This is a genomic window from Massilia cavernae, assembly GCF_003590855.1.
Classification (GTDB): domain Bacteria; phylum Pseudomonadota; class Gammaproteobacteria; order Burkholderiales; family Burkholderiaceae_D; genus Telluria_A; species Telluria_A cavernae.
In genome coordinates this window covers 1-24,673 of sequence record NZ_QYUP01000043.1, presented here as the reverse complement: position 1 = coordinate 24,673, position 24,673 = coordinate 1, and the positions used below count along the sequence as shown (strand labels likewise).

Below are 24,673 nucleotides of genomic sequence, written 5' to 3'. Positions count from 1 at the left end.
TATCACATACTACTCCGTTGCGAATCACAAAGGTATATTCGGCTCCATACCAAAGTCAATTCCCCGGGAGACCAGATGAAACCGTTACAAGAGTGCATGCCGTTGCTCGTCGCCGCTACCTGCTGCTTTACGGCTTTGCCGGCCGTGGCACAGGCGTCCGAGCCGCGGCCATCCGGCACGCCGAACGCAAGCGCCGCTGCGCCTGCAACGCGGGCGCAGCAGATGTTCGGAGACATTTCGCCCAAGCTCGCAGAGTTGACCGACAAGGTGCTTTTCGGAGATGTATGGGAACGCCCCGGCTTGTCGAAGCGGGACCGCAGCCTGGTGACGGTGAGTGCGTTGATCGCGATGAACCGGGCCGACCAGTTGCGCTCGCACCTCCAGCGCGCCCGCGACAACGGGCTGACTGAGACTGAACTGGTGGAGGCGATTACGCACCTGGCGTTCTATTCGGGCTGGCCGAACGCCGTCACGGCGATTTCCGTGGCCAAGGAAGTGTTCCGGAAGAAGTGACACTTACCACATGAAAGGAATACGCATGGATGATAATGACGGACTGAAACTAACCCGGCGCGGCTTCATGGCGGCCGGCGCCGGCACGGCGGCGGCGCTGGCCGTGTCCTTGCCGGCAGCCGCCCAGTCGACGCCTGAACCAACGCCAGCGGCAAAGTTTACGCTGATGGTCAACGGCGCCCGCCACCAGCTGCAGCTCGATACCCGGACAACCCTGCTCGATGCGCTGCGCGAGCACCTGCACCTGGCCGGCACCAAAAAGGGATGCGACCACGGCCAGTGCGGCGCATGCACCGTGCTGGTCAACGGCCAGCGCATCAATTCCTGCCTGACCCTGGCCGTGATGCACGAAGGCGACATCATCACCACCATCGAGGGCTTGGGTACGCCGGCGAAGCTGCACCCGATGCAGGCCGCGTTCATCAAGCACGACGGCTTCCAGTGCGGCTATTGCACACCCGGCCAGGTCTGTTCGGCGGTCGGGGTACTGGCCGAGATCAAAGCCGGCGTTCCGAGCCACGCCAGTGCGGACCTGCAGTCGCAACCGGAGGCTTCCCGCGCCGAGCTGCGCGAGCGCATGAGCGGCAACATCTGCCGCTGCGGCGCCTATCCGAACATCATCGACGCGATCACCGAGATCGCCGGAGGCAAGGCGTGAAATCGTTTACCTATGAACGGGCACGCACGCCGGCCGAGGCGGCACAGGCGATGAAGCGTACGCCCGGCGCCAAGTTCATCGCCGGCGGCACCAACCTGCTCGACCTGATGAAGCTGCAGATCGAGACGCCGGGCCACCTCATCGACGTCAACGGCCTTGGCCTCGACAAGATCGAAGCGACCGACGAAGGAGGGCTGCGCGTGGGCGCGCTGGTGCGAAATACCGACCTGGCGGCTGACCGGCGCGTGCGGCGCGAGTACGCGCTGCTATCGCGCGCGCTGCTGGCCGGCGCATCGGGGCAGCTGCGCAACAAGGCGACGACAGCTGGAAACCTGCTGCAGCGCACGCGCTGCCCGTACTTCTACGATACCAACCAGCAGTGCAACAAGCGCCAGCCCGGCAGCGGGTGCGGCGCGCTGACAGGGTTCAACCGGCAGCACGCCATCGTCGGCGCCAGCGACATGTGCATTGCAACGCATCCGAGCGACATGGCGGTCGCGATGCGCGCACTGGACGCGACGGTGGAAACCGTGCGCACCAATGGCGCCGCGCGCACTATCCCGATCGCCGACTTCTATCGGCTGCCAGGCAGCACGCCGCACCTGGAAACGAATCTGGAACCGGGTGAACTCATCACGGCGTTGACGCTTCCACGGCCCGCCGGCGGAACGCATGTTTACCACAAGGTGCGCGACCGGTCGTCGTATGCGTTTGCGCTGGTGTCGGTTGCGGCCATCGTACGGCCGGACGGCAGCGGGCGGGTTGCGCTCGGCGGCGTGGCGCACATGCCGTGGCGCGTCGAGGCGGCCGAGCCTGAAATGGCGCGCGGCGCCGCCGCTGTTACCGCGCGCCTGCTGGAAGGCGCCCGGACCACGCCGCAGAATGCCTTCAAACTGCCGCTTGTCGAGCGAACGCTCGCAGCGATACTAGCCGATGCGAGGACGACCAAGCCATGAAATTCGATACTCCTGCAATCCGCAACCCGATCGACCGCCTGAAGGTGGTTGGCCAGCCGACCGCGCGCGTCGACGGACGCCTTAAAACCACAGGCACCGCGACCTACGCCTACGAACAAGACGCTGCAACGCCCAACGCGGCCTACGGCTACATCGTCGGCGCTGCAATCGCCAAAGGGCGGATCGCGTCGATCGACCTGGCGCAGGCCAAAGCCGCGCCGGGCGTGCTCGGCATCGTCACCGCCGACAACGCTGGCAAACTTGGCGCCGGGGCATTTTATGTCGCGCGGCCACTGGCCGGGCCGGATGTCGACCACTATCACCAGGCGGTGGCGATCGTGGTCGCCGAGACCTTCGAGCAGGCCTGCGCCGCGGCGCAGCTGGTGCGCGTCAGCTATGTGCGTGCGAAGGGCAGCTTCGATCTCGAGGAAGCGATGCGCCATGCGCCGGTGCAGCAACCGGCGCAGCTCCCGCCGATGATGGGCAGCGCCGCTGGCAACTTCGACGCCGCCTTTGCCAGCGCCCCGGTGACCGTCGAAGCGAGCTACTCCACGCCCGACCACTCGCACGCCATGATGGAGCCGCACGCGACCATCGCTGCATGGGACGGCGACAGGCTGACGCTGTGGACAGCGATCCAGCTGGTCAGCTGGGGCATGCGCGACATTTCTCGCACGCTGGGTATCGCGCGCGACAAGGTGCGCATCATCGCGCCCTACATCGGCGGCGGCTTTGGCGGGAAGGGCTCGATCCAGGCCGACGCGGTGCTGGCGGCGCTCGCGGCGCGCCAGGTAGGGCGGCCGGTCAAGGTGGCCCTGCAGCGCCACCTCATGTTCAACAACACGACGCACCGCGCAGCGCCAAATCCAGCCGCATACGCATCGGCGCGGGCCAAGGACGGACGGATTTCACGGCGATCGCCCACGAAAGCTTGGTCTGGAAACCAAGGGCAGCCGGCCAGAAAACTCCATCGCGCCCGACGCGCCTGCTGTATGCGGCGAGAACCCGAAAATGACTCAGCTGCGCGTTGCCCATTCGACCTGCCGGGGAGGCAAGCGCCATGCGTGCGCCAGGCGAAAACGCCGGGGATGATGGCGCTCGAAAGTGGGCAATGGACGAAAATGGCGGAAAAAGCTGGGATCGTCCGGTCGCTGTTCCGCATCTTGAACCGGACACCCAGGTGGGCCGGAAGCGCCCGGGCCAGGCCGTTCTCAAAGCGCAGCTGGTGGAGTGCATGAAGACCGGCGGCGAGCGGTTTTGGTTTGGGACGGGCGCGCGCGCCGGAACCGGGGGGCAAGGCGCGAGGGGCGATGGCTGATCGCTTGGCATGGCAGCGGCAATAGAGGGCCGCCCGGTGATCAAATCGGCCGCGCGGGTTTCGCCTCGACCGCAGCGGCCAGGTGACGGTGGAAACGGACATGACCGACATCGGCACCGGCACTTATACGATCATCGCGCAAACTGCTGCGGAGGTGATGGGCGTGGACCTGGACAAGGTTGTCGTGCGCCTGGGCGACTCGGCGTATCCCGAGGGCGCGGGATCCGGCGGCCAGTTTGGCGCGGCATCGTCGACGGCAGGCGTGTACGCGGCCTGCATGAAACTGCGCGAGTTGGTGGCCGGGCGCCTCAATATGGTGGAGGCGGACATAGAATTCATAGGCGGGCGTGTCCGGGCGGGGGGCGTCAGCAGGCCGTTAGTGGACGCGGTCGCAGCCGGCGCACTGGTGGCCGAAGATGCGATGGAATACGGCGACCTTGGCCGGCGCTTCGCCCAGCAAACCTTCGGAGCCCATTTTGTCGAGGTGGCAGTTCACGAGGCAAGCGGCGAAATCCGCGTGCGGCGCATGCTGGCGGTATGCGCGGCCGGGCGCATCATCAATCCGACGGCGGCCCGCAGCCAGATCATCGGCGGCATGACGATGGGTGTCGGCGCCGCGCTGATGGAGGACCTGGTGGTGGACAAATGCGCCGGCTTCTTTGTAAACCACGACCTGGCGGGCTACGAAGTGCCGGTGCATGCCGACATCCCGGAGCAGGAAGTGATCTTCCTGGACGAGGTCGATGCGACTGCCGGGCCTTTGAAGGCCAAGGGAGTTGGAGAGCTCGGCATCAGCGGCGTGCCCGCCGCCGTCGCCAACGCGGTTTACAACGCTACCGGTATCCGGGTGAGGGAGTATCCGATCACGCCGGACAAGCTACTTCCCAACTTGCCAGCGCTTGCGTAAGCGCCAGGAGGACACATGAAACATTTTATCGCTACCGCGATCGCACTGTGTGTGATGGCGTCCGCGCCCGTAGCCGCAGACGCCCAGGAAAAGGCGTTCGACATCTCCCACAACGGTACCCGGCCATCAAGCAGCGGGCCGGCGCAAGATTTCACGGGATCGGTCCGGGTGGATCCATTGTTCCAGGCCCACAAGCCGTCGCGGACAGCTGCGGCGTATGTCACCTTCGAGCCGGGTGCGCGTTCAGCATGGCACAGCCATCCGCTTGGGCAGACACTGGTGGTGACTGCCGGGGTTGGTCGCGTGCAGCGATGGGGCGGAAAGGTGGAGGAGATTCGCCCGGGCGATGTGGTGTGGACCGCGCCTGGCGTAAAGCACTGGCATGGCGCCGCGCCGACGACGCCGATGACGCACATCGCGATCCAGGAACAGGCGGAGGGTAAAGTCGTCGAGTGGATGGAAAAGGTGTCCGACGCTCAGTACAACGCAGGATTTTAGGTCGAACAAGTTCGGGGACAGACCACCATCTATGTCGAGATCGTGGTCTGTCCCCGATCTTTTGTCCCCGAACTTTTTATGAGTGAAGCGCCTCGCTTAGTCGACCGTCGCGCCGCTATCCTTCACGACCTTGCCCCAGCGCGCGTGTTCGGCCTGGACGAACTTGCCGAAGTTTTCCGGCGTGTCGCCCACGAAGTCGGAACCGGTATCGGCCAGGACCTTCTGGAACTCAGGCTTCTTCATGTTCTTCAGGGCCTCGGCGTTGATCTTGGCGACCACGTCCTTCGGCGTCTTGGCCGGCGCGAACATGCCGTACCAAGCGTACGATTCGATGCCGGCCACGCCGGATTCGGCGAAGGTCGGCACGTCCGGCAGCAGCGGCGAACGCTTGCCGCTGGTGATCGCAATCGCCTTAACCTTGCCGCTCTTAATGTGCGGCATGATCGCGATCGTGCTGTCGAACATGATCGGGATATGGCCGCCCAGCACGTCGGATATCGCCGGCGCGGAACCCTTGTACGGCACGTGGGCCATCTTCAGCTTCATGACGCTGTCGAACAATTCGCCGGTCAGGTGCTGGGGCGTGCCGTTGCCGGACGAGGCGTAGGAGAAGCTGCCCTGTTTCGACTGGATGTGGGCGATCAGCTCCTTCAGGGTCTTCGCCGGGACGGAAGGGTGGGCCACCAGCACCAGCGGCACGCGCAGCAGGTTGGTCACCGGCGCCAGGTCCTTCAGCGGGTCGAAGGTCATCTTCTTGTACAGGCTTGGGTTGATCACGATAGGCGCGCTCGACGTGATCAACAGCGTGTAGCCGTCCGGATTGGCGCGGGTTACCGCGGCGGTGCCGATGTTGCCGCCGCCGCCGGCGCGGTTGTCGATGATGAAGGTCTGGCCCAGGCTCTCGGTGAGGCCCTTGGCCAAAGGCCGCGCCGCGATGTCGGAGGGACCGCCCGGAGGCCACGGCACGACCACCGTGACGGTTTTGTTAGGCCAGCTTTGTGCGAGGGCGCTGATGGAGACGACCGATGCTGCAAGCGCGAAGGCGAGCTGCTTGCCGTCGATGGAGAGGAATCGCATATTCAACATCCTTTAGTTGATTGTCCTGCACGGACGGTTACCGCGGTATTTGCATTTCCCGCGAGAGAAAACTTGATGCCTGATGGGCAGGCCGCGAAGACCCGCCCATGCTTGCTTATTGCTCGTGGAAGGCTTCTTCGCGCTTCTTCCTCAGCGAAGGCAGCAGCACGACAACCATCGCAGCCACTGCCAGCGCCAGCATGATCGCGCTGATCGGGCGCGTCACGAAGACCAACGGGTCGCTGTGCGACAGCAGCAGCGCGCGGCGCAGGTATTCCTCCATCATCGGGCCGATGATATAGCCTAGCAGCATAGGCGCCGGCTCGGCGCCCAGCTTGGCGCAGATGTAGCCGAACAGGCCGAACAAGGCCATCAGCCAGACGTCGAATTCCGCATTGTTCAGGCTGAACACACCGATCGCGCAGAACATCAGGATGGCCGGGTACAGGCGATGGTAGGGAACCATGATCATCTTGACCCACAGCCCGATCATCGGCAGGTTCAGCACGACCAGGAACAGGTTGCCGAACCACATGGAAACGATCAGGCCCCAGAACAGGGCAGGCTGCTCGGTCATCACCGCGGGACCGGGCTGGATGCCCTGGATGATCATCGCGCCGATCATCAGCGCCATCACGGGATTCGACGGAATGCCCAGCGTGAGCATCGGGATGAACGAGGTCTGGGCGCCGGCGTTGTTGGCCGACTCCGGCGCCGCGACGCCTTCGATCGCCCCTTTGCCGAACTCTTTCGAGTTGGGCGACACCTTCTTCTCGATCGAGTAGGCCGCAAACGACGCCAGCATGGCGCCGCCGCCGGGCAGGATGCCCAGCGCCGAGCCAAGGCCGGTGCCGCGCAGCACTGGACCGATCAAGCGCTTGAAGTCGTCCTTCGTCAGCATCAGGCCGGAGACCTTCTTCATGACAAGGTGGCGGTCATCGCTGTGTTCGAGGTTGCGGATGATTTCGCCGATGCCGAACATGCCCATCGCCACGATAACGAAGTTGATGCCATCGGCCATTTCCGGCAGGTCGAAGGTGTAGCGCGCAGTGCCGGAGTTGACATCGGTGCCGACCAGGCCGAGCAGCAGGCCGAGGATGACCATGCCGATGGCGTTGAGCAGCGAGCCGCTGGCCAGCACGACAGACGCCACCAGGCCCAGCACCATCAGCGAGAAGTATTCGGCGGGACCGAACTTGAGCGCCAGCTCCGCCAGCGGCGGCGCGAACAGCGCCAGCAGGATGGTTGCGACCGTGCCGGCGAAGAACGAAGCGATCGCCGCCGTGGCGAGCGCCCGTCCGGCATTGCCGTTGCGCGCCATCTGGTAGCCGTCGATGGCTGTCACGACCGAGGATGATTCCCCGGGGAGGTTGACCAGGATCGCCGTGGTCGACCCGCCATACTGGGCGCCGTAGTAGATGCCCGCGAGCATGATCAGCGCCGAGATCGGCGGCAGGCCGAAGGTGGCCGGCAGCAGCATGGCGATGGTGGCGATCGGGCCGAGGCCCGGCAGCACGCCGACCGCGGTGCCGACGAACACGCCGATCAGGCAATACATCAGGTTGGTGAGGGTGAAGGCCGTCTCGAGGCCAAGTCCGAGGTTGCTTAAGATTTCCATGTTTTTCTACTTATCACTCGAACCATGAACCGAACACCGGCATCGGCAAGCCCAGCAGCTTGACGAACACCACGTAAGCGAAGATCGCCAGTCCCGCAGCCAGCACCGCGGCCTGGGCCCAGCGGAACTTGGGGCTGGCAAAGGCACTCAGCATGACGATCGCCAGCGCCGCCGGCACCAGGCCGGCGCGCCGGATCAGGAATCCGAACAGGATGACTGCGGCGAGGATCAGCACGATGTTTTTGAGGTGGAACTTGCCGACTGCTTCACCCTCGCGCAGGAAGGAACGGACGACAGCAATGCCGCCGATCAGGCTCAGCATGACACCGAGGACGGTCGGGAAGTAGGCGGGGCCCATGCGGCCGGCCGTGCCCATTTCGTAGTCCATACCGATGATCACGGCGCCAAGCCCGAAAAACAGAAAGATGATGCCTGTCCAAAAATCCTTTGGATGGCGTATGAATGTTGGCACTGTGTGTCTCCTTGCTGCTGTTTTAAATTATGTGGGAGACAGCCCCCGGAATCGGGGTCAGACCCCAATTCGGGGTCTGACCCCGATTCCGCCCCGATTCCGGGGTCTGTCCCCGAAACGTCGAAGCGGTTAGTCGGCGTAGACGCCGGCCTTGGTGATGATCGGGCCCCAGCGGTCGATTTCCGACTTCAGGTGTGCGCGCAGGGCTTCGGGCCGGGCGCGGCTGTCGGCCACCGGTTCGGTACCGAGGTCGGCGAAGCGCTGCTTGACGACCGGGTCCTTGAGCGCGGTCTGCAGGGCGCCGGCCAGCGTGTCGACGATCGGCTTCGGCGTGCCTTTTGGTGCGTACAGGCCGTGCCACACGGCGACCTCGAAGCCCGGCAGGCCGGCTTCGTTGAGGGTCGGGACGTCCGGCATCGAGGCCAGGCGCGCCTTGGTGGTCACGCCGTAGACCTTGATCTTGCCGCTCTTGATCTGGCTGGTGGTGTTGGTGGTCTGGTCGCACATGAAGTCCACCTGGCCGCCGAGCAGGTCGTTCATGGCGGGGCCGGTGCCCTTGTAAGGCACGGTGGTCAGGTCGGTGCCGATGGCGGTCATGAACAGCATGCCGCACAGGTGGGAAGCCGAACCGAGGCCGGCGTTGGCATAGGTAACCTTGGCCTTGTTGGCCTTGATGTAGGCCAGCATCTCCTTGAAGTCCTTGGCAGGAAAGTCCTTGCGCGCCACCAGGGTCATCGGCACGTCGGTGATCAGCCCGATCGGCTCGAAGCTGTCGATCGCGTTGTAGGTGAGCTTGCGGTACAGGCCAGGCGCGGTGGACTGGCCGATGTGGTGCAGGAACAGGGTGTAGCCGTCCGGGGCGGACTTCGCCACGCGCGCGGCGCCGATGGTGCCGCCGGCGCCGCCGACGTTCTCAATGATGATCTGCTGCTTGAGCTTGTTTCCCATCGACTGGGCCACCAGGCGCGCCACCGTGTCGGTCGGCCCACCGGCCGCGAACGGCACGATCATCGTGATGGTCTTGGTGGGGTAAGCCTGGGCGTGGGCAGTTATTGCGCTACCGAACATCGCAAGGCACGCAACCGTGCGCAAAAATGTGGTTCTCATCTGGTGTCTTCCTCTAAGCTCTGTTCTGTTTTTTAAGGGGTAGTACTTGAGCGCGGAGTGGGGCAGTCCGGCGGCCGCAATCTCCTGAAACCGGTGCAGCCGTTACCTCCTACGCAACAGTTGTTTTACCAGTAAATAGTTTTACGTGCAACTGTGGAAAAACACAAATGATGACCGCTCGCTAATATGTAAAAATAGCGGGCCGGCACCCTGATGGGCGGGAGTGCCCGGACGTCTGTTCAGGCAGTGAGACAGTTTTACGCGGGCGAGGGTTCGAACGCGATGGTGAAGGTATATGTCGATAAAGAGCAAGGCGCCAGCGCCAGACCAGGAAGCGCCACAGGCGCGCATGACGCAGCGCTTGCCGCCGCGGTTGCAAGTGTTGTCGCCTGAGGAGGCTGCCGCCAAAAAGCAGGCGCGCGAGCAAAGGGATGCGCAGGTCCGCGGAGTCGCGTCAATTCATGAAATGCGCGACGCGATCAGGCAGGCCGCTCGCAGCCTGCCGGAGATATCGGAAGTGCCGCGCATGGGCAGGCTCGATGCCGCAGCATTCCAGGCGCTGGCCGCAAAGGGCCTGCCGTTCCTGATCACCGGTGTGGTGAACCGGTGGCCGCTGTCCGCGCTGACGCCGCACGCGCTGCGCGAACGCTACAGCCACCTGCCGGTGCGCGCGCGGGTAGGCGACTACGTCAACACCGCATTCGCGCCAGACCGGGCCATGCAGGACATGTCGATGCTCGAGTACCTGGAGCTTGTGTCCGCCGGCACCCACGATTTGCCTCCCTACCTGGGCAACCTCGAGCTGCGCGAATTGAACTCGCTGTGCCACTGGCCCGCGTATTTCCGGAAAATGGGGCCGCCGCGCTTCTGGGTGGGCCCGGCGGGAACGGTGACGCCGCTGCATTGCGACTACGACGACAATATTTTTGCGCAGGTCTGGGGAACCAAGCGGATCTTCCTGGCGCCGCCACACCACGACGAATACCTGTACCCTAGCGAGGCGAATGCCATCCTGTTCGGTTCTCCCTTCGACCCGGAGGCGCCGGATTACGAGGAGTTTCCGCTCGCGCGCAAGGCATCGATGATCGAATGCATCGTCAATCCCGGCGATATGCTGTATGTGCCGGCCGGCTGGTATCACCAGGTGCGGGCGCTGACGTTTTCCCTTTCCGCGAATCGGTGGGCGAGAGCGGTTCCGCTCGCATTGAACGGTGGCGCGTCGCGGCAATCGTGAAACTCCTGCAAGGGGAAGAGCTGCGCTCCTCCACACGCGTCGCCTCCTGGACAGCAAGCCGGTACTTTGTCTTGTAGACTTGAGGTGAAGCTGTCCATCCTCACCGACCGTCAGGGAACGCGCATGCCTTCACACATCGCGGTGATTATCAATGCATCTGCGGGGTTCGGCTACACGACCGAGTGGGCCGATGCCCTGGCCGAGAAGTTCCGTTCCAATGGAACGAACGCACGCGTGATCCTCGCCCACAGCGGTGACGAGATTGTCGATGCCGCCAAATCCGCAGTCGCCGATCGGCCCGACGTGATCGTCGCGGGTGGCGGCGACGGCACCATCAATGCGGTCGCATCATGCCTGATCGGAACCGATATCCCGTTTGGCGTGCTTCCCCTCGGGACCCTGAACCACTTCGCGAAAGACCTGCGCATTCCACTCGGCCTCGATGAAGCGGTGGCGAATATCGCCGCCGGCAACAGCATCAATATCGACGCCGGTGAAGTCAACGGACGCCTGTTCCTGAATAATTCGAGCCTCGGCCTGTATCCCGACATCGTGCGGGACCGCGAAAAGCAGCAGAAGCGCCTCGGGCGGGGCAAGTGGACGGCATTTTTCTGGGCCACCATGACAACTCTGCGGCGCTATCCCTTCCTGAATGTGACTATCGGCGTCAACAAGGACAAGCACAGGCGCCGCTCGCCCTTCGTTTTTGTCGGCAATAACGAATACCTGATGGAAGGCTTCAATATAGGTGTGCGCGAGCGCCTCGACGCAGGCCGCTTGTGTTTGTACGTTACCCATCGTACCGGACGCATGGGCCTGTTCATGCTCGCGATGCGTGCGCTGTTCGGCCGCCTGCGGGGCGCCCGTGACTTCGACGGCGTGGCGGCAACCGACTTGCTGATCGAAACACGGCGCAAACGTATGCGCGTCGCAACGGACGGGGAAGTGACGATCATGGAGACTCCCTTGCGCTATCGAATCCGCCCCGGAGCACTACGTGTCATCGTGCCGGAACGCGCCGGGCCGCGTGAAGCGGATGGCGCCGGCACACACGCACGAGTCGCGTCCGTATTGTGAAACCATGAAACCGGCACGATACGCCAGCCCGTGCGGGTTTTGGTACACTGCGTCCTTTTCGTTTGCTGAAGGCTTTACCATGGCGCGTCCGTCCGAGCTCCGCGCATGCGCGTTGCAGTGCTTGCTTGAAACCGATCCGCTCACCAAGACCGAGGCCGTCGCGGCCATGGCTGCGGCGCATGCCGCCGGCCGCCTGGCAGTGGACAGCGGCGCCGTTCCGGCCGTCGATGGATCGATTCCCGGCCGGCCGGTGCGCCCCGAGCTGGTGCCGCCGCGCCTGGTGGGACGCCGCTCGATGGCCACCCAGGAAGGCCGCGCGATGCTGATCCACGCGCTCGCGCATATCGAATTCAATGCCGTCAACCTCGCGCTGGACGCGCTGTGGCGCTTCCCCGGCATGCCTGTCGAGTACTACACCGACTGGCTGCGCGTGGCGAAAGAGGAGGCGCTCCATTTCTCGATGTTGTCGGCGCACCTGCAGCTTCTCGGCGCCGCCTATGGCGATTTCCCTGCCCACGACAGCCTGTGGGAAATGGTCGAACGCACCAGCGGCGACATCACGGCCCGCATGGCGCTGGTGCCGCGCACGCTGGAGGCGCGCGGCCTCGACGCGATCCCGCCGCTGCGCGCCAAGCTTTTGCAGGCCGGCGACCCGGCGGCGGCGAAGATCCTTGACCGCATCCTCGAGGACGAAATAGGCCACGTCGAGATCGGAAACCGCTGGTACAACTACCTGTGCGGCCAGCGCGGGCTGGACCCGCGCGCGGCCTATGGCGAACTGGCGGCGCGCTACCGCGCGCCGGCGCTGAAGGCGCCATTCAACATCGAAGCGCGCCGGATGGCGGGATTTACCGAAACGGAGCTGTCCAGCCTCGGTTGATTTCGGGTGCAGTGACCTTCCGGATTTAGCTGCGGGTCGGCTTGAAGATCTTCTGCAGCAGTTCGATCAACTGTGCGCGTTCGGCGTCGCTGAGGGCGGAGGTGGCTTTCGTTTCGATCTCGCTGACGCTTTGCGCGGCGTCGGCGGCCATGCGCTCGCCGTCCGGCGTCAGGACCAGCGTCTGCGAGCGCTTGTCCAGCGGATTCCGCTGGCGCAGCAGGAGGCCGCGCTCTTCCAGGCGGTCGAGCAGGATGGCAAGGTTGGGCGGCGACATCTTGACCGCCTTCGACAGGCGCTTCTGCGTGATGTTCGGATTGGCGTTCAGGAGGCACAGCACCGAAAAATCGACCGCGCGCAGCTCGTAGCCGTTCATCCGCTCATGGAACAGCGGCATGATGGCCAGGTAGGCGCGGCGACAGTTGTAAGCAACCAGGCTGAGGAGCAAGTCCTGGTCGAGCGGCTGGTCGGCCGCTTCCTGGACCGCGTTGACAAATTTTTCGTGCTTACGGGTTGCCATCTGGATCTTTGTTTCAGTGAGCGTAGCCGCCCAATGCGGCGAAATCATAACATGCCAGTCGACGATCCAAATCCGCTAAGGTCCGATATGGCGACCTCCCGGCACACCCGGCCGCAAGCGCGGTAAACTATGGGGTTATCGCAATATGAGCTGAATAGCAGTGTGTAATCGAGAGGATCGGATGAAGAAGCAAGCAGTTGTGGCAGTAGCCCTGTCGCTAGCCGGGGTGGCGTCGGCCCAGGAGGTCGTAAAAATCGCCCACGTAGGCGCGACGACCGGGCCGGTGGCCTACTTTGGCAAGGACACGGAGAACGGTGCGCGCATGGCGGTCGAGGCACTGAACGCGCGCGGCCCTGTCATCGGCGGCAAGAAGGTGCGTTTCGAACTGGTGGCGGAAGACGACGCAGGTGATCCGAAGCAGGCCACCGCGGTTGCGCACCGGCTGGTCGACGCGAAGGTCAACGCCGTCGTCGGCCACCAGACCTCGGGCACGACGATTCCTGCTTCGAAAATCTACCACTCGGCCGGCATCCCGCAGATTTCGCATTCGAGCACCAGCCCGAAATACACCGAACAGGGTTTCAACACCACCTTCCGCGTCGTCAGCAACGACAAGCAGTTGGGCCGCGCGCTGGGGCGTTATGCGGTGAAGCAGATGGGCGTGCGCCGCATCGCAGTGGTAGACGACCGCACCGCCTACGGCCAGGGCCTCGCGACCGAATTCGCGCGGGGCCTGAAGGAGCAGGGCGGCGGCGCGGACGTCGTGGCCAAGGAATTCACGCATGACAAGGCGACCGACTTCAACGCCATCCTCACAAAAATCAAGGCGAGCAAGCCGGACCTCATCTTCTTCGGCGGGATGAACGCAGTGGCGGGCCCGATGCTGCGCCAGATGAAACAGCTTGGCATCAACGCCAGGATGATGGGCGGCGACGGCATCTGCTCCGACGAAATCGCCAAGCTGTCGGGCGGCGCCATGGCCGATGGCCAGGTGGTGTGTGCGGAAGCGGGCGGCGTCGAGACGGCGGGCAAGCCGGCGCTGGACAAGTTCAAGGCGGACTACAGGAAGCGTTTCGGTATCGACGTGCAGATCAATGCGCCATATGCGTACGACGCGGTAATGACGATTGCCGATGCGATGGCGAAGGCAGGTTCGACTGCCCCGGCGAAGTACCTGCCGGAGCTGGCGAAGATCAGGTACAAGGGCGTCACCGGCCCTGTGGCCTTCGACGCGAAGGGCGATATCCGTGACGGGACCCTGACCCTATACACCTTCAAGGGCGGCCGCCGCACGATGCTGGCGGTGACCAGGTAAGAAAAACCCGCTGCGGCGGGTTTTTTCATGTGGGCGGCAGGATATCAGGCAGCGAGCGCGGGCTGTTCGTCCCGCTGCTTTATCGCGAGCTGGCGGTTCACCGCCGACAGCACAGCCTTGAACGATGCGGTCACGATGTTGCTGTCGATGCCGGCGCCGAACAGGGTAGGGCCGTTCGCCACGCGCAGCTCGACGTAGCAGGCCGCGCGCGCGTTGGCGCCCGATCCGATCGCGTGCTCATGGTAATCCATCAGCTGGATGTCGAGGCCGAGCGCATTGACGAAGGCGTCGATCGGGCCGTTGCCGCAGCCTGGCAGCGTGTGGCGCGCATGGTGGTGTGTGACCGAAACGTCCATCTGGACCGGTTCGGGGCGCGCGGTATTCTCGCTCATCGCGTGCGACACGTAGCGGTACGGTTTGTCCTGGTCGAGGTACTCACGCGTGAACAGGGCGTGAATGTCGGCGGCGGCGATCTCGCGGCCGCTGGCGTCGGCCTGCTCCTGCACCACGCGCGAGAACTCGATCTGCAGGCGGCGCGGCAGCGCGAGGCCGTATTCCTGCTCGAGCAGGTAGGCGATGCCGCCCTTGCCGGACTGGCTGTTCACGCGGATCACGGCGTCGTAGTTGCGTCCGAGGTCGGCCGGGTCGATCGGGAGATAGGGCACTTCCCAGAAGCCGTCGGCCTTCTGCTGCGCGAAGCCCTTCTTGATGGCGTCCTGGTGCGAACCGGAGAACGCGGTGTACACAAGGTCGCCCGCATAGGGGTGGCGCGGGTGCACCGGCAGCTCGTTGCATTCCTCGACCAGCTTGCGCACCGCGTCAATGTCGGAGAAATCCAGCCCCGGGTGCACGCCCTGGGTGTAGAGGTTCATCGCCAGGGTTACGAGGTCGACGTTGCCGGTGCGTTCGCCGTTGCCGAACAGGCAGCCTTCGACCCGGTCGGCGCCGGCCATCACCGCGAGTTCGGCCGCAGCCACCGCGGTGCCGCGGTCGTTGTGCGGGTGCACGCTGATGACGAGCGATTCGCGGTTGTTCAAGTGGCGGCACATCCACTCGATCTGGTCGGCGTACACGTTGGGCGTGCTGGCTTCGACGGTGGACGGGAGGTTGACGATCATCTTGTCGGCTGGCGTAGGCTGCCACACCGCACTGACGGCATCGACTATCTGTTTCGAGAAATCGAGCTCGGTGGTCGAGAAGGATTCAGGCGAGTATTCCAGACCCCACTGGGTTTCGGGATGCTCCGCCACCAGGTCCTTGACCAGCTGGGTGCCGTTCACCGCGATCTGCACGATCTCCTCGCGCGACATATTGAAGACCACGCGGCGGAACACCGGGGCCACCGAGTTGTAGATGTGGACCACCGCGCGCTTGGCGCCGGCGGCCGATTCCACGGTGCGGCGGATCAGCTCCTCGCGCGCCTGGGTCAGCACGATGATGGTGACATCGTCGGGAATGCGGTTCTCGTCGATCAGCTTGCGCACGAAATCGAAGTCGGTCTGCGACGCCGACGGGAAGCCGACTTCGATTTCCTTCAGGCCGATCTTCACCAGCATCTCGAAGAAGCGCAGCTTTTTCTCGGGGCTCATCGGCTCGATCAAGGCCTGGTTACCGTCGCGCAGGTCGGTGCTCATCCAGATCGGCGGGCGGGTGATGGTGTTGGACGGCCACTGTCGGTCGGCCAGTTGGACGGATGGGAAGGGACGGTATTTGGCTGATGGATTGCTGATCATGGTCGTTGCTCCTGATAGTGCGAAACGGGAAAGGCCGGTGCGGCGCGTTGTGGCGGGGGCTGCCGGACGGGCCACGTAACGCTAGGCCCGGCAACCGATCGGTAGCTTTAGCAGCAGGAGGACGAACGCGCGCGCGCCGGCAGCCAGGAGAATCCCGGTATTGGCGAACGACGGTGTGGATTGAACAGTGGCAGACATCGGTAAAACTTCCTGGAACTTGGCTTGAAGCCGGCTGGCGGGCCGGACGCATACGACGGCAATTAAGCGCGTAGTAGCAGCGTCGCTAGCGATAGCGCGCCAGCGAGCGATAGGGAAGTTGGCAGATGCAGGAAGGAAGACATGCTTCGACTTTAAGGGGTGTGTAGCGTGGCTGTCAAGCACTTGTGCGCGGGATCGGGGATATTGGGTTTGTTAAAGTTGGGTATTTATGTGTCATAACCATCATTTATCGAATCGCTGGTGGTGACGGTCATTGAGTGAATGGCCAATATACGCGCGACGAACCGCGCGCAGCCGCGAGTAAGGTCAAACCTGCTTGTGAAACCAACAGCGGTTGTGTAAATATGGAAACGGCAGAATGTTTCGCCGTCATGGGAGTATCCAGAATGCTCATGGATTTACCCGACGGTCCGCTTAAGCGGGGGTGCGGCATCGGAATAAAGCGTGGGGAAATGTTACGATGTTGCTGGGGCGCAACGCTTATGTGAATTCCGATGTCGTGGTTTTGACGACGGCCCTTTGGTCCGATTGATGACACCCGATCGCGCGCCTTTGGTGGCTCGTATTGACGAATGCCCCGAAGATTCAACACCTTGCAAGCGAAAACCGGGACTTTAGTCCACTTTGCAGACGACGCGTTCGCGCCGGTGTGGACGATTGACCGGGAGTTGCGTCCGATCCACGTTTGATTACCATTCGGGTTTCCGATGAGCCGGCTGTGACCTTGCTCCCCCGCCGGTACCAACCATGAAAGTCGCCCGATGATCGATTCCGTTTCCGCCCCCGATATGGCCTGCGGCGACATGGCAGGGGCGGCTCCGCCATCCCCGTGCGCGGCGCCCAAACAGTTCATCGAATTCGAGTGCGCCGGCCGGCGATTCGCCGTGCCGCTCAGTGGTGTCCGGCGCGTCGTGATGGCCGTCGAGCCCGCTACCTTGGCGGGCGCTTCGGCGATCGTTCCTGGCGTACTCAACGTGGCGGGTGACACGGTCACGGTGCTCGATTTCGCGGTGCGCGTCGGATGCGGCCCGACCGTGATCTCCCTTGCGCACTACATCGTGATCGCCGACTGCCGGGCTTGCTCGTGGAGCTGGTGGTCGACCGCGTACTCGGAATTGGCGATCGCGCCGCCGGGCGCAGGCGGGCATGCTGGCGCTCCTGGCGGAGCGACGCCAGCTTCCACGCGATCGAGGCGGGCGCGCTGGTTGGTGGTGCGGCGCCCTTTTAGGATCGGCAATCCGGCGCACGCCGAGACGGCGCAGGCGCTGGTGCGCACCGTCAAGACGATGGCAGAGGTCAGGGTGGTGCAGCACCTGGCGTCCGGTTTCACCGCCGGCCTGGCTGCGTGGCTGTCGTCCGGCGGCTACCCGGTCCGCATGGCCGCCGACGGCGAACGGCTTGAGGGCGGCCGGACGTGCTGGCGCCGGACGGCTTCCAGCTATCGGTCGGGCGCGCCTGAGCACGGCATGTGCCCATCGGTGTCATACTTATTGCGCGCCGTACATCCGGACTTGCGCGGCGCGGCGCGGCGGTGGCAGTGCTGCTGACCGGGATGGGCAAGGACCGCGCCAGTTCGGCGCTGTATGGCATGCCGGGCGCAGCGATCCGGCTGGATGCGGCGATGCTGGTTCTGGAACCGGCCGGCATCGGCAAGCTGTTGCACGGCCTGGCCCGTCCCGGCGGCACGCCGGCAGTTTTTGAATTTTGAAACCCAACAAGAAAAAAATATGAACATTTGTCCGGGCTCCGAAAAAGAAACCGACATCCTGGTGGTGGAAGACAGCAGCACCCAGGCCCAGTACCTTGCCAGGCTGCTCGAGGAAGAGGGCGGCTACCGTGTGCGCATCGCAGCCAACGGCGCCGAAGGGTTGCGCGCGGCGCGCGAAGCGTCGCCGACGCTGGTGGTGACGGACATCGCGATGTCCGAGATGGATGGCTTCGCAATGTGCCAGGAATTCAAGAAGGATCCGGCGCTGCGCGACATCCCGATGATTGTGCTGACTTCGTTCACCAGCCTGTACGACGTGATCCGCGGACTCGATTGCGGCGCCGACAACTTCATTCGCAAGCCGTTCGACCGCAAGTACCTGCTGGGGCGGATCCGCTTCATCCTCGCCAACCGTGCGCTGCGCAGCAACGACCGCATCCACCTGGGAATGCAAGTCACCCTCGGCGGCCAGACCCATTTCGTCACGGCCGAGCGCCAGCAGATCTTCGACCTCCTGATCTCGACCTGCGAGGAGGCGATCCAGATGACCGGGCAGCTGAAGGAACAGCAGCAACGGATTGCCCGTTCCTGCCGGTCGCTCGAAGGGCTGTACAAGCTCGCAGAGTCGCTCAACCCGGCGCTGAGCGAGCGCACCGTGGCCGACCTGGCGCTCGATCGCATGCTCGATTTTCCGGGCGTGCTGGGCGGCTGCATCCGGCTGTTCGGCGACGGCGCTCAGGCCAGGATCGTCGCGCAGCGCGATTTCGCTCCCGCGGGCGGGGACGCGCGCCACGTCGGCTGCAGCTGCGAAGGGCAACTGCTGGCCGAGGCCAAGGCGGCGCCGCGGTTCGTCGAGCGCTGTGCGCTGCTCGACCGCCCGCACGCGAGCGTGCCGCTGGCGATCGGCGGACGCACCGGCGGCATTCTGCGCCTGCTGACCACCGCCACCACCCTGACCGACGACGACTGGCAGGTACTGAAGACGGCCGGCAACCAGATCGCGGTCGCGATGGAACGCGCCCATCTCTACGGCCACATGGAAACCCTGGTGCAGGAGCGCACCGATGCCTGGCAGTCCGAACCCGAGTTGCTGTCGGCGGTCGTCAATACCAGTGGCGCGCTGGTGTGCATGGCCGACGCCGGCGGCGTGGTCCGGCTGTTCAACCCGGCCTGCGAACAGGCGATGGGCTGGCCGGCGGAGCAGGCGATCGGGCGCCATTGCTGGGACGTGTTCCCCTCGGCCAGGGGACACCAGGATCTGCACCAGTTCTTCCAGCGCCGCGTAGCCAACCCGCGGCCGATGCAGATCAGGGGCGAATGGCTGGCGCGCGACGGCAGCATCCGCTCGATCGTCTGGTCGGGCACCTGGCTGCGCAAACCGGACCAGTCGGTCGAGTACTTCCTGTGCACCGGCGTCGACGTGACCGAGCTGCGCGGCGCCGAGGAAAAGCTCCACTACCTCAGCAACTTCGACGCGCTGACCGGGCTGCCGAACCGGATCCTGCTGCGCGACCGCGTGCAGCAGTTGCGCGAACAGGTGGCCGGCGGCACCCAGGTGCTGGGCTACCTGCTGCTGAAACCGGCGCGGCTGCGCCTGATCGGCGAGAGCCTCGGGCCGGGTGCGGAGCGCGAAGTGCTGCTGCAGATGGCGGCGCGGCTCGGGCAATGGAGCAATGCCGACACCAGCGTGGCGCGCGTCGGCGACCGCAGCTTCGCGATCGCCGCCGTGCGCGCCGGCGCCAACGAGCTGTCGGCGCTAGCGCGCCAGGTGCTGGCGGTGATGGGCGCACCGTTTCATCACGGCCAGCAGGAACTGCACCTCGACCCCTGCATCGGGATCGCGGTGTTTCCGAACGACGGCGACGATTTCGACAGCCTGGCCCAAGGCGCGGAGGTGGCGATGGGCCGCGCACTGAGCAGCAAGGCCGAACGCCATGCCTTCTACCGCCCGGAACTGAACGAAGGCGCGGAGGAACGCTTCCGCTTCGAAAGCGCGTTGAGGCGCGCGCTGGAACGCGACGAACTGGTGGTCCACTACCAGCCGCAGGCGTCGCTGACCAGCGGCGCCATCGTCGGGGTCGAGGCGCTGGTGCGCTGGCAGCATCCGGAGCTGGGGCTGATCGCGCCCGATCGCTTCATCGGCCTGGCCGAGGAGACCGGGCTGATCCTGCCAATCGGCGAATGGGTGCTGCGCCGCGCCTGCGAGCAGAGCTGCGCCTGGCAGCGCGAGGGACTGCATCCGGTGCCGGTGTCGGTCAACCTGTCGGCGCGCCAGTTCTCGGACAATATCGCCCCTACTGTCGCCCGGATCCTCGCCGAGACCGGGCTGGACCCGAAACTGCTCGAACTGGAGCTGACCGAAAGCGCCTCGATGGAAGACCCGCAGAAGACCTTCGAGATCCTGCGCCGCCTGAAGGACATGGGGGTGCGGCTGGCGATCGACGATTTCGGCACCGGCTACTCCAACCTGAATTACCTGAAGCGCTTCCCGGTCGACAAGCTCAAGCTCGACCAGTCGTTCGTGCGCGAGATCACCTCCGATCCGGACGACCTGTCGATCTCGCGCGCCGTGATCGCGCTGGCGCATGGGCTGCGGCTAGAGGTCATCGCCGAAGGGGTGGAGACCGCTGGCCAGCTGGCCCTGCTGTCCGAGCATGGCTGCGACGAGATGCAGGGCTACCTGTTCAGCCGGCCGGTGGATGGCGCCGCCTGCGGGCGCATGCTACGCGAAGGCAAGATGCTGGATCTGGCGCGCCGTCTCGGCCAGGCCGACCTGCCGACATTGCTGTACGTGGACGACGAAGCCAACCTGCTGGCCGCGGTGCGGCGCGAAATGCGCCATTCCGGCTACCGGGTGCTGGTCGCGGCCAGCGCCGCCGAGGCCTTCGAAATCCTTGCGACCAACGAGGTCGGCGTCATTGTGTGCGACCAGCGCATGCCCGGGATCAGCGGCACCGAATTCCTGTCGCGCGTGAAGTACATGTATCCGGACGCGGTGCGCATGGTGCTGTCGGGTTACATCGACCTGCAGTCGGTCACCGACGCGGTCAACCACGGCGCCATCTTCAAGTTCCTGACCAAGCCCTGGGTCGAGCAGGAGCTGGCCGAGGCGGTGCGCGAGGCGTTCGCCAAATACGACGCCACGCAGGGGGCGCCGCACGGCGCCGTGCTCGCGTGAAGACGGCCGGCCAGATCGGCGACGGCGCGCGCGCGCTGACGGGGATGCTGGCGCAGCCGCTGGCGCTGCTCGCCGTCGCTATCGGGCTGCTGGTTACCGGCGCGTTGTATGCCAGCATCCGCACCGTGGAGCAGCAGCGCATGCGGACCGAGTTCGAGCGCCGTGCCGCCACCCGCGTGGCTGCGGTGCGGGAGGAGTTGAACGAGGCGGTGGCTGCGGTGGAGACAGTCAACCGCCTGTTCGTGGCGATGGCGCCGGTCGGGCGCGAGCAGTTCGGCGCATTTACCCGGCCCATGCTCGAGGACAGCCCCCAGTTGCGCCTGATCGCCTTCCAGCGCGTGGTGGCGGGCAGCGAGCGCGCCGCCTTCGAACGGGCGCGGCGCGCCGAATTCCCGGGTTTCGGGATCGGCGAGCTGGCCGGCGCCAGCGTGGTCAGCGCCGCGCCGCGCGCGAGCTACCGCGTGGTCGACTACCTGGAACCGATGGCAGGCAACGAGTCCACCTTCGGCCTCGATGCGGCGACCCGCGCCGAGCAGGACGCGGCGGCGCGGCGCGCCTGCGAAACCGGCCGCGCGGCGATGACAGGCCAGTACGGCGTGGTGCTGGGGAACAGCCTGCAGCAGGGATTCATGGTGATCATGCCGGTGTACCGGGCGGGCGTGCGGCGCGCCGGCTGCGCCGCTGTCGAAGGCTTCACCGTGGCCGCCGTCAGCAGCGCGGCGCTGGTGGCGCAGACACTGGCCAACCCGCGCATGCAGGCCGCGCCCGACCTCGAGGTCAGCGTGTACGAGGGCGCCGGCGCCGATCCGGCGCGGCGCGTGCTCCGCGTCGGACCGCTGGCCACGGCGCAGCCGTCGGCGCTGGCGCGGCTGGCCGGCGGCGGCAGCCGCCATGTCGGCCAGAGCTTCGAAGTGGCGGGCCGCCCGTGGCGGGTCGAAGTCTCCGAGCAGCCGGGCCCGCTGCCGCGGCATAGCCTGGGCTCGTTGCTGATGCTGGTGGGCGGTACGATCTGCACCCTGCTGGCGGCGGCGTGCGCCGGCGCGGCGTCGAGGCGGACCCGCAGCGTTTACCGGCTGGTGAAGGAGCGCACCGCGGCGCTGAGCCAGGCCAACCGCACCCAGCAGCTACTGCGCCAGGCAATCGAAGCCAGCTACGACAGCATCATCATCACCAGCGCCGAGCCCCCCGGATATCCGATCCAGTACGTCAACCCGGCCTTCGAGCAGATGAGCGGCTACCGCGCCGATGAAGTCATCGGGCGCAGCTGCACCATGTTCTGGGGCGAAGAGAAAGACGAGCCCGGCGTACGCGCGCTCGGCACGCTGGCGCGCGCGCGGCGCGAAGGAACCGCCGTGGTCAGGACCCGGCGCAAGGACGGCGGCGAGCTGTGGTCGGAAGCCCATATCGCGCCGTTCAAGGACGCGTCGGGCGCGGTGCGGCACTTCGTGGTGGCGCAGTACGACGTCACCGAGAAGCGCCGCTATGAGTCCGAACTGGAATACCAGGCCACCCACGACCCGCTCACCGGGCTGGCCAACCGCGACCTGCTGTACCGGCGCCTGCGCGAGGCAACCGAGGCGGCCGGGCGCGAAGGGCAGGCAGTATGGGTGCTGTTCATCGACGTCGACCGCTTCAAGTTCGTCACCGACAGCCTGGGCCACCGCGCCGGCGACGCCTTCCTGCAAGCGATCGCGCAGCGCCTGCTGTCGGCGGCACGGCCCGAGGACACCCTGGCCCGTCTGGGCGGCGACGAATTCATCCTGGTGGTGCCGGAACGCGGCGCCGCAGCCCTCGACGCCGGCATCCCCGAGCGCATCCTGGAAGCGATCGCGCGGCCCGTGTCGGTCGGCAGCCAGGAGCTGTTCCTGAGCGCCTGCGTCGGCGTGGCGCGCTATCCGGCCGACAGCGACGACCCGGCCACGCTGATCGACTTCGCCGACCTGGCGATGCACCGCGCCAAGGAGCTGGGCCGCAACAACTACCAATTGTACCGGCCGGAGATGATCGAGCGCGCCCAGTGGCGCCTGAAGATGGAGCGCGACCTGCGCAGCGCGCTGGAACGCGACGAGTTCGAGCTGCACTACCAGCCGCAGCTCGACCTGAGCAGCGGCCGCGTGGTCGGCGTCGAGGCGCTGCTGCGCTGGCGCCATCCCGAACTCGGCCTGCTGACGCCGCGCCAGTTCCTGGTGCCGGCCGAAGACACCGGCCTGATCGTGCCGATCGGCGCCTGGGCCATGCGGCGCGCCTGCGCCCAAGTCAGGCGCTGGCAGGACGAGGGCCACGCCGGGCTGCGGCTGGCGCTGAACCTGTCGCTGCGGGAGCTCAACCAGGACGACCTGGCGGGCCAGGTGGGCGCGGTGCTGGCCGACACTGGGCTGGCGGCGTGCCACCTCGAGCTGGAGCTGAACGAGCGCATGGTGATGCGCGACTGGGAGCGCGCGGTGGAGGTGATGAACGCCCTGCGCGCACTCGGCGCCGGCATCGCGGTCGACGATTTCGGCGCCGGCCATTCGAGCCTGGCGCAATTGCGCCGGTTCCCGGTCAACGCGCTGAAGATCGACCACTCGTTCGTGCACGCCTTGTCGGGCGAGGGCAACGATGCGGCGATCCCGGCCGCCATCATCTCGCTGGCGCACAGTCTCGGGATGCGGGTCATCGCCGAGGGCGTCGAGACGGATTCCCAGTGCGAGATCCTGGCCCGCAACATGTGCGACGAGATCCAGGGCAAGCTGTTTTCCCCGGCGCTCGACGAACAAGCGGCCGGCGCGCTGCTGGCCGCGGGCCGGGGCCTGCCGGCACAGCTGCTGCGCATGCACAAGCGCGAGCGGACGCTGCTGCTGGTCGACGACGAACCGAACATCCTGGCGGCGCTGCGGCGCCAGCTGCGCGGCGCCGGCATGCGCATCCTGACCGCGCCCGGCGGCCGGGAAGGGATGGCGCTGCTGGAAACCGAACATGTCGACGTGATCCTGTCCGACCAGCGCATGCCGGACATGACCGGCGTCGAATTCCTGCGCGCCGTGAAGACCTCGCATCCGGACACGGTACGCATGGTGCTGTCCGGGTTCACCGAACTGCAGTCGGTGACGGACGCCGTCAACGAAGGGGCGATCTACAAGTTCCTGACCAAGCCCTGGGACGACACCCAGCTGCGCGGGCACATCCAGGAAGCGTTTGCGCACAAGGAAATGGCCGACGAAAACCGCCGCCTCGACCTGCAGGTGCGCACCGCAAACCACGGGCTGGCCCAGGTCAACCGCCAGCTGGAGGAGATGCTGCAGCAGCAGAAGGAACAGATCAGCCGCACCGGGATATCGCTCGACATCGTGCGCGAGGCGCTGCAGCACGTGCCGCTCCCGATCCTGGGCCTCGACGAGGAGCAGGTGGTGGCCTTCGCCAACGTGGCGGCCCAGCGCTTGCTGGGCCAGGACGGCATGGCGCTGGGCGGCCCGGTGGAATGGTTCATGCCGGCGCTGGCGGAAGCCGCCGAAGGGCGCAGCTGGAGCGAGACCCTGCATGGAACACGTTATGAGATCGCCGCCCACAGCATGGGCAAGGGAACCCGGGCGCGCGGGCGGCTGATCATTTTCAAGCCCGTGCCAACGGGCGAAGCAATCACAGAGGAATAGGCAATGATAAGCAAGTACATGGAACTCCACCTGGACGATGCCTGCGAAGCATGTGCTGG

The 24,673-nt window shown here is 65.5% G+C and carries 19 protein-coding genes and 1 pseudogene; 14 read left to right on the top strand and 6 right to left on the bottom strand.

What is annotated here, in order from left to right; genetic code table 11:
* Window positions 1–96 precede the first annotated feature (96 nt).
* The 6 genes and pseudogenes from D3872_RS04570 (at window position 97) to D3872_RS04550 (ending at window position 4,850) form a co-directional block, all read left to right on the top strand.
* Window positions 97–513 carry a carboxymuconolactone decarboxylase family protein gene (locus D3872_RS04570; RefSeq protein ID WP_119809686.1) on the top strand — a complete coding sequence of 139 codons (417 nt, stop codon included), beginning with the start codon at window positions 97–99 and terminating at the stop codon, window positions 511–513.
* 25 nt (window positions 514–538) lie between these two features.
* Window positions 539–1,171 (top strand): aldehyde dehydrogenase iron-sulfur subunit PaoA, encoded by a 633-nt coding sequence (gene paoA, locus D3872_RS04565; RefSeq protein WP_119809685.1) that lies wholly within the window; start codon window positions 539–541, stop codon window positions 1,169–1,171.
* The gene (locus D3872_RS04560; protein ID WP_119809684.1) at window positions 1,168–2,127 is read left to right on the top strand and encodes an FAD binding domain-containing protein; all 960 of its coding nucleotides are present in this window, start codon (window positions 1,168–1,170) and stop codon (window positions 2,125–2,127) included. The genes paoA and D3872_RS04560 overlap by 4 nt, the downstream gene beginning before the upstream one ends.
* Window positions 2,124–3,365: a molybdopterin cofactor-binding domain-containing protein gene (locus tag D3872_RS26955; protein WP_274381690.1), complete on the top strand. Its 1,242-nt coding sequence runs from the start codon at window positions 2,124–2,126 to the stop codon at window positions 3,363–3,365. Before D3872_RS04560 ends, D3872_RS26955 begins: the two co-directional genes overlap by 4 nt.
* 153 nt (window positions 3,366–3,518) lie before the next feature.
* Window positions 3,519–4,352: pseudogene (locus tag D3872_RS26950) on the top strand (molybdopterin cofactor-binding domain-containing protein); the annotation flags it as partial.
* 15 nt (window positions 4,353–4,367) lie between these two features.
* Complete coding sequence (locus D3872_RS04550; RefSeq protein WP_119809683.1) at window positions 4,368–4,850, top strand: (R)-mandelonitrile lyase; 483 nt, start codon at window positions 4,368–4,370, stop codon at window positions 4,848–4,850.
* A 96-nt stretch (window positions 4,851–4,946) separates the two neighbouring features.
* Here the strand turns inward: D3872_RS04550 and D3872_RS04545 are convergent, their stop codons facing one another.
* From D3872_RS04545 to D3872_RS04530, 4 genes are all read right to left on the bottom strand, one after another.
* Window positions 4,947–5,927: a Bug family tripartite tricarboxylate transporter substrate binding protein gene (locus D3872_RS04545; RefSeq protein ID WP_119809682.1), complete on the bottom strand. Its 981-nt coding sequence runs from the start codon at window positions 5,925–5,927 to the stop codon at window positions 4,947–4,949.
* Window positions 5,928–6,042: 115 nt separating this feature from the next.
* A complete protein-coding gene (locus tag D3872_RS04540) occupies window positions 6,043–7,545 on the bottom strand; it encodes a tripartite tricarboxylate transporter permease (RefSeq protein WP_119809681.1) in 1,503 nt (500 codons plus the stop codon).
* 13 nt (window positions 7,546–7,558) lie between these two features.
* A complete protein-coding gene (locus D3872_RS04535) occupies window positions 7,559–8,017 on the bottom strand; it encodes a tripartite tricarboxylate transporter TctB family protein (protein WP_119809680.1) in 459 nt (152 codons plus the stop codon).
* 129 nt (window positions 8,018–8,146) lie between these two features.
* Window positions 8,147–9,124: a tripartite tricarboxylate transporter substrate binding protein BugD gene (locus D3872_RS04530; protein WP_119809679.1), complete on the bottom strand. Its 978-nt coding sequence runs from the start codon at window positions 9,122–9,124 to the stop codon at window positions 8,147–8,149.
* Between the two features lie 349 nt (window positions 9,125–9,473).
* Between D3872_RS04530 and D3872_RS04525 the strand changes: the two genes are divergently transcribed.
* The 3 genes from D3872_RS04525 to D3872_RS04515 all read left to right on the top strand — a co-directional run bounded on the left by D3872_RS04525 (window position 9,474) and on the right by D3872_RS04515 (window position 12,315).
* Complete coding sequence (locus D3872_RS04525) at window positions 9,474–10,358, top strand: cupin-like domain-containing protein (RefSeq protein ID WP_229459161.1); 885 nt, start codon at window positions 9,474–9,476, stop codon at window positions 10,356–10,358.
* An 84-nt stretch (window positions 10,359–10,442) separates the two neighbouring features.
* Complete coding sequence (locus D3872_RS04520; RefSeq protein WP_370660946.1) at window positions 10,443–11,435, top strand: diacylglycerol/lipid kinase family protein; 993 nt, start codon at window positions 10,443–10,445, stop codon at window positions 11,433–11,435.
* A gap of 79 nt (window positions 11,436–11,514) precedes the next feature.
* Window positions 11,515–12,315: a ferritin-like domain-containing protein gene (locus D3872_RS04515; protein ID WP_119809677.1), complete on the top strand. Its 801-nt coding sequence runs from the start codon at window positions 11,515–11,517 to the stop codon at window positions 12,313–12,315.
* Window positions 12,316–12,340: 25 nt separating this feature from the next.
* On the opposite strand, the gene D3872_RS04510 is transcribed toward D3872_RS04515, so the two are convergent.
* Entirely contained in the window at window positions 12,341–12,832 is a 492-nt protein-coding gene (locus D3872_RS04510) for a MarR family winged helix-turn-helix transcriptional regulator (RefSeq protein WP_119809704.1), read from the bottom strand.
* Between the two features lie 181 nt (window positions 12,833–13,013).
* Between D3872_RS04510 and D3872_RS04505 the strand changes: the two genes are divergently transcribed.
* The gene (locus D3872_RS04505; RefSeq protein ID WP_119809676.1) at window positions 13,014–14,147 is read left to right on the top strand and encodes a branched-chain amino acid ABC transporter substrate-binding protein; all 1,134 of its coding nucleotides are present in this window, start codon (window positions 13,014–13,016) and stop codon (window positions 14,145–14,147) included.
* A gap of 44 nt (window positions 14,148–14,191) precedes the next feature.
* Here the strand turns inward: D3872_RS04505 and leuA are convergent, their stop codons facing one another.
* Window positions 14,192–15,880, bottom strand: a complete 1,689-nt coding sequence (leuA, locus tag D3872_RS04500; RefSeq protein WP_119809675.1) for a 2-isopropylmalate synthase — start codon at window positions 15,878–15,880, stop codon at window positions 14,192–14,194.
* A 980-nt stretch (window positions 15,881–16,860) separates the two neighbouring features.
* On the opposite strand from leuA, the gene D3872_RS04495 reads away from it, so the two are divergent.
* Genes D3872_RS04495 through D3872_RS04485 form a run of 4 tightly spaced genes read left to right on the top strand, consistent with a single transcriptional unit; the run spans window position 16,861 to window position 24,614 of the window.
* Complete coding sequence (locus D3872_RS04495) at window positions 16,861–17,646, top strand: chemotaxis protein CheW (RefSeq protein WP_119809674.1); 786 nt, start codon at window positions 16,861–16,863, stop codon at window positions 17,644–17,646.
* The gene (locus D3872_RS25550) at window positions 17,631–17,807 is read left to right on the top strand and encodes a hypothetical protein (RefSeq protein WP_182915680.1); all 177 of its coding nucleotides are present in this window, start codon (window positions 17,631–17,633) and stop codon (window positions 17,805–17,807) included. Before D3872_RS04495 ends, D3872_RS25550 begins: the two co-directional genes overlap by 16 nt.
* A gap of 19 nt (window positions 17,808–17,826) precedes the next feature.
* On the top strand, window positions 17,827–20,985 hold the full coding sequence (locus D3872_RS04490) for an EAL domain-containing protein (RefSeq protein WP_182915679.1): 3,159 nt from the start codon (window positions 17,827–17,829) through the stop codon (window positions 20,983–20,985).
* On the top strand, window positions 20,982–24,614 hold the full coding sequence (locus tag D3872_RS04485; protein WP_119809672.1) for an EAL domain-containing protein: 3,633 nt from the start codon (window positions 20,982–20,984) through the stop codon (window positions 24,612–24,614). Before D3872_RS04490 ends, D3872_RS04485 begins: the two co-directional genes overlap by 4 nt.
* Window positions 24,615–24,673: the final 59 nt, after the last annotated feature.

Bases quoted from the DNA above. Each gene is read 5' to 3' on its own strand.
- D3872_RS04570 (WP_119809686.1), top strand. From the start codon at position 97: ATGCCGTTGCTCGTCGCCGCTACCTGCTGCTTTACGGCTTTGCCGGCC.
- paoA (WP_119809685.1), top strand. From the start codon at position 539: ATGGATGATAATGACGGACTGAAACTAACCCGGCGCGGCTTCATGGCG.
- D3872_RS26955 (WP_274381690.1), top strand. From the start codon at position 2,124: ATGAAATTCGATACTCCTGCAATCCGCAACCCGATCGACCGCCTGAAG.
- D3872_RS04550 (WP_119809683.1), top strand. From the start codon at position 4,368: ATGAAACATTTTATCGCTACCGCGATCGCACTGTGTGTGATGGCGTCC.
- D3872_RS04545 (WP_119809682.1), bottom strand. From the start codon at position 5,927: ATGCGATTCCTCTCCATCGACGGCAAGCAGCTCGCCTTCGCGCTTGCA.
- D3872_RS04540 (WP_119809681.1), bottom strand. From the start codon at position 7,545: ATGGAAATCTTAAGCAACCTCGGACTTGGCCTCGAGACGGCCTTCACC.
- D3872_RS04530 (WP_119809679.1), bottom strand. From the start codon at position 9,124: ATGAGAACCACATTTTTGCGCACGGTTGCGTGCCTTGCGATGTTCGGT.
- D3872_RS04525 (WP_229459161.1), top strand. From the start codon at position 9,474: ATGACGCAGCGCTTGCCGCCGCGGTTGCAAGTGTTGTCGCCTGAGGAG.
- D3872_RS04515 (WP_119809677.1), top strand. From the start codon at position 11,515: ATGGCGCGTCCGTCCGAGCTCCGCGCATGCGCGTTGCAGTGCTTGCTT.
- D3872_RS04510 (WP_119809704.1), bottom strand. From the start codon at position 12,832: ATGGCAACCCGTAAGCACGAAAAATTTGTCAACGCGGTCCAGGAAGCG.
- D3872_RS04505 (WP_119809676.1), top strand. From the start codon at position 13,014: ATGAAGAAGCAAGCAGTTGTGGCAGTAGCCCTGTCGCTAGCCGGGGTG.
- leuA (WP_119809675.1), bottom strand. From the start codon at position 15,880: ATGATCAGCAATCCATCAGCCAAATACCGTCCCTTCCCATCCGTCCAA.
- D3872_RS04495 (WP_119809674.1), top strand. From the start codon at position 16,861: ATGATCGATTCCGTTTCCGCCCCCGATATGGCCTGCGGCGACATGGCA.
- D3872_RS04490 (WP_182915679.1), top strand. From the start codon at position 17,827: ATGAACATTTGTCCGGGCTCCGAAAAAGAAACCGACATCCTGGTGGTG.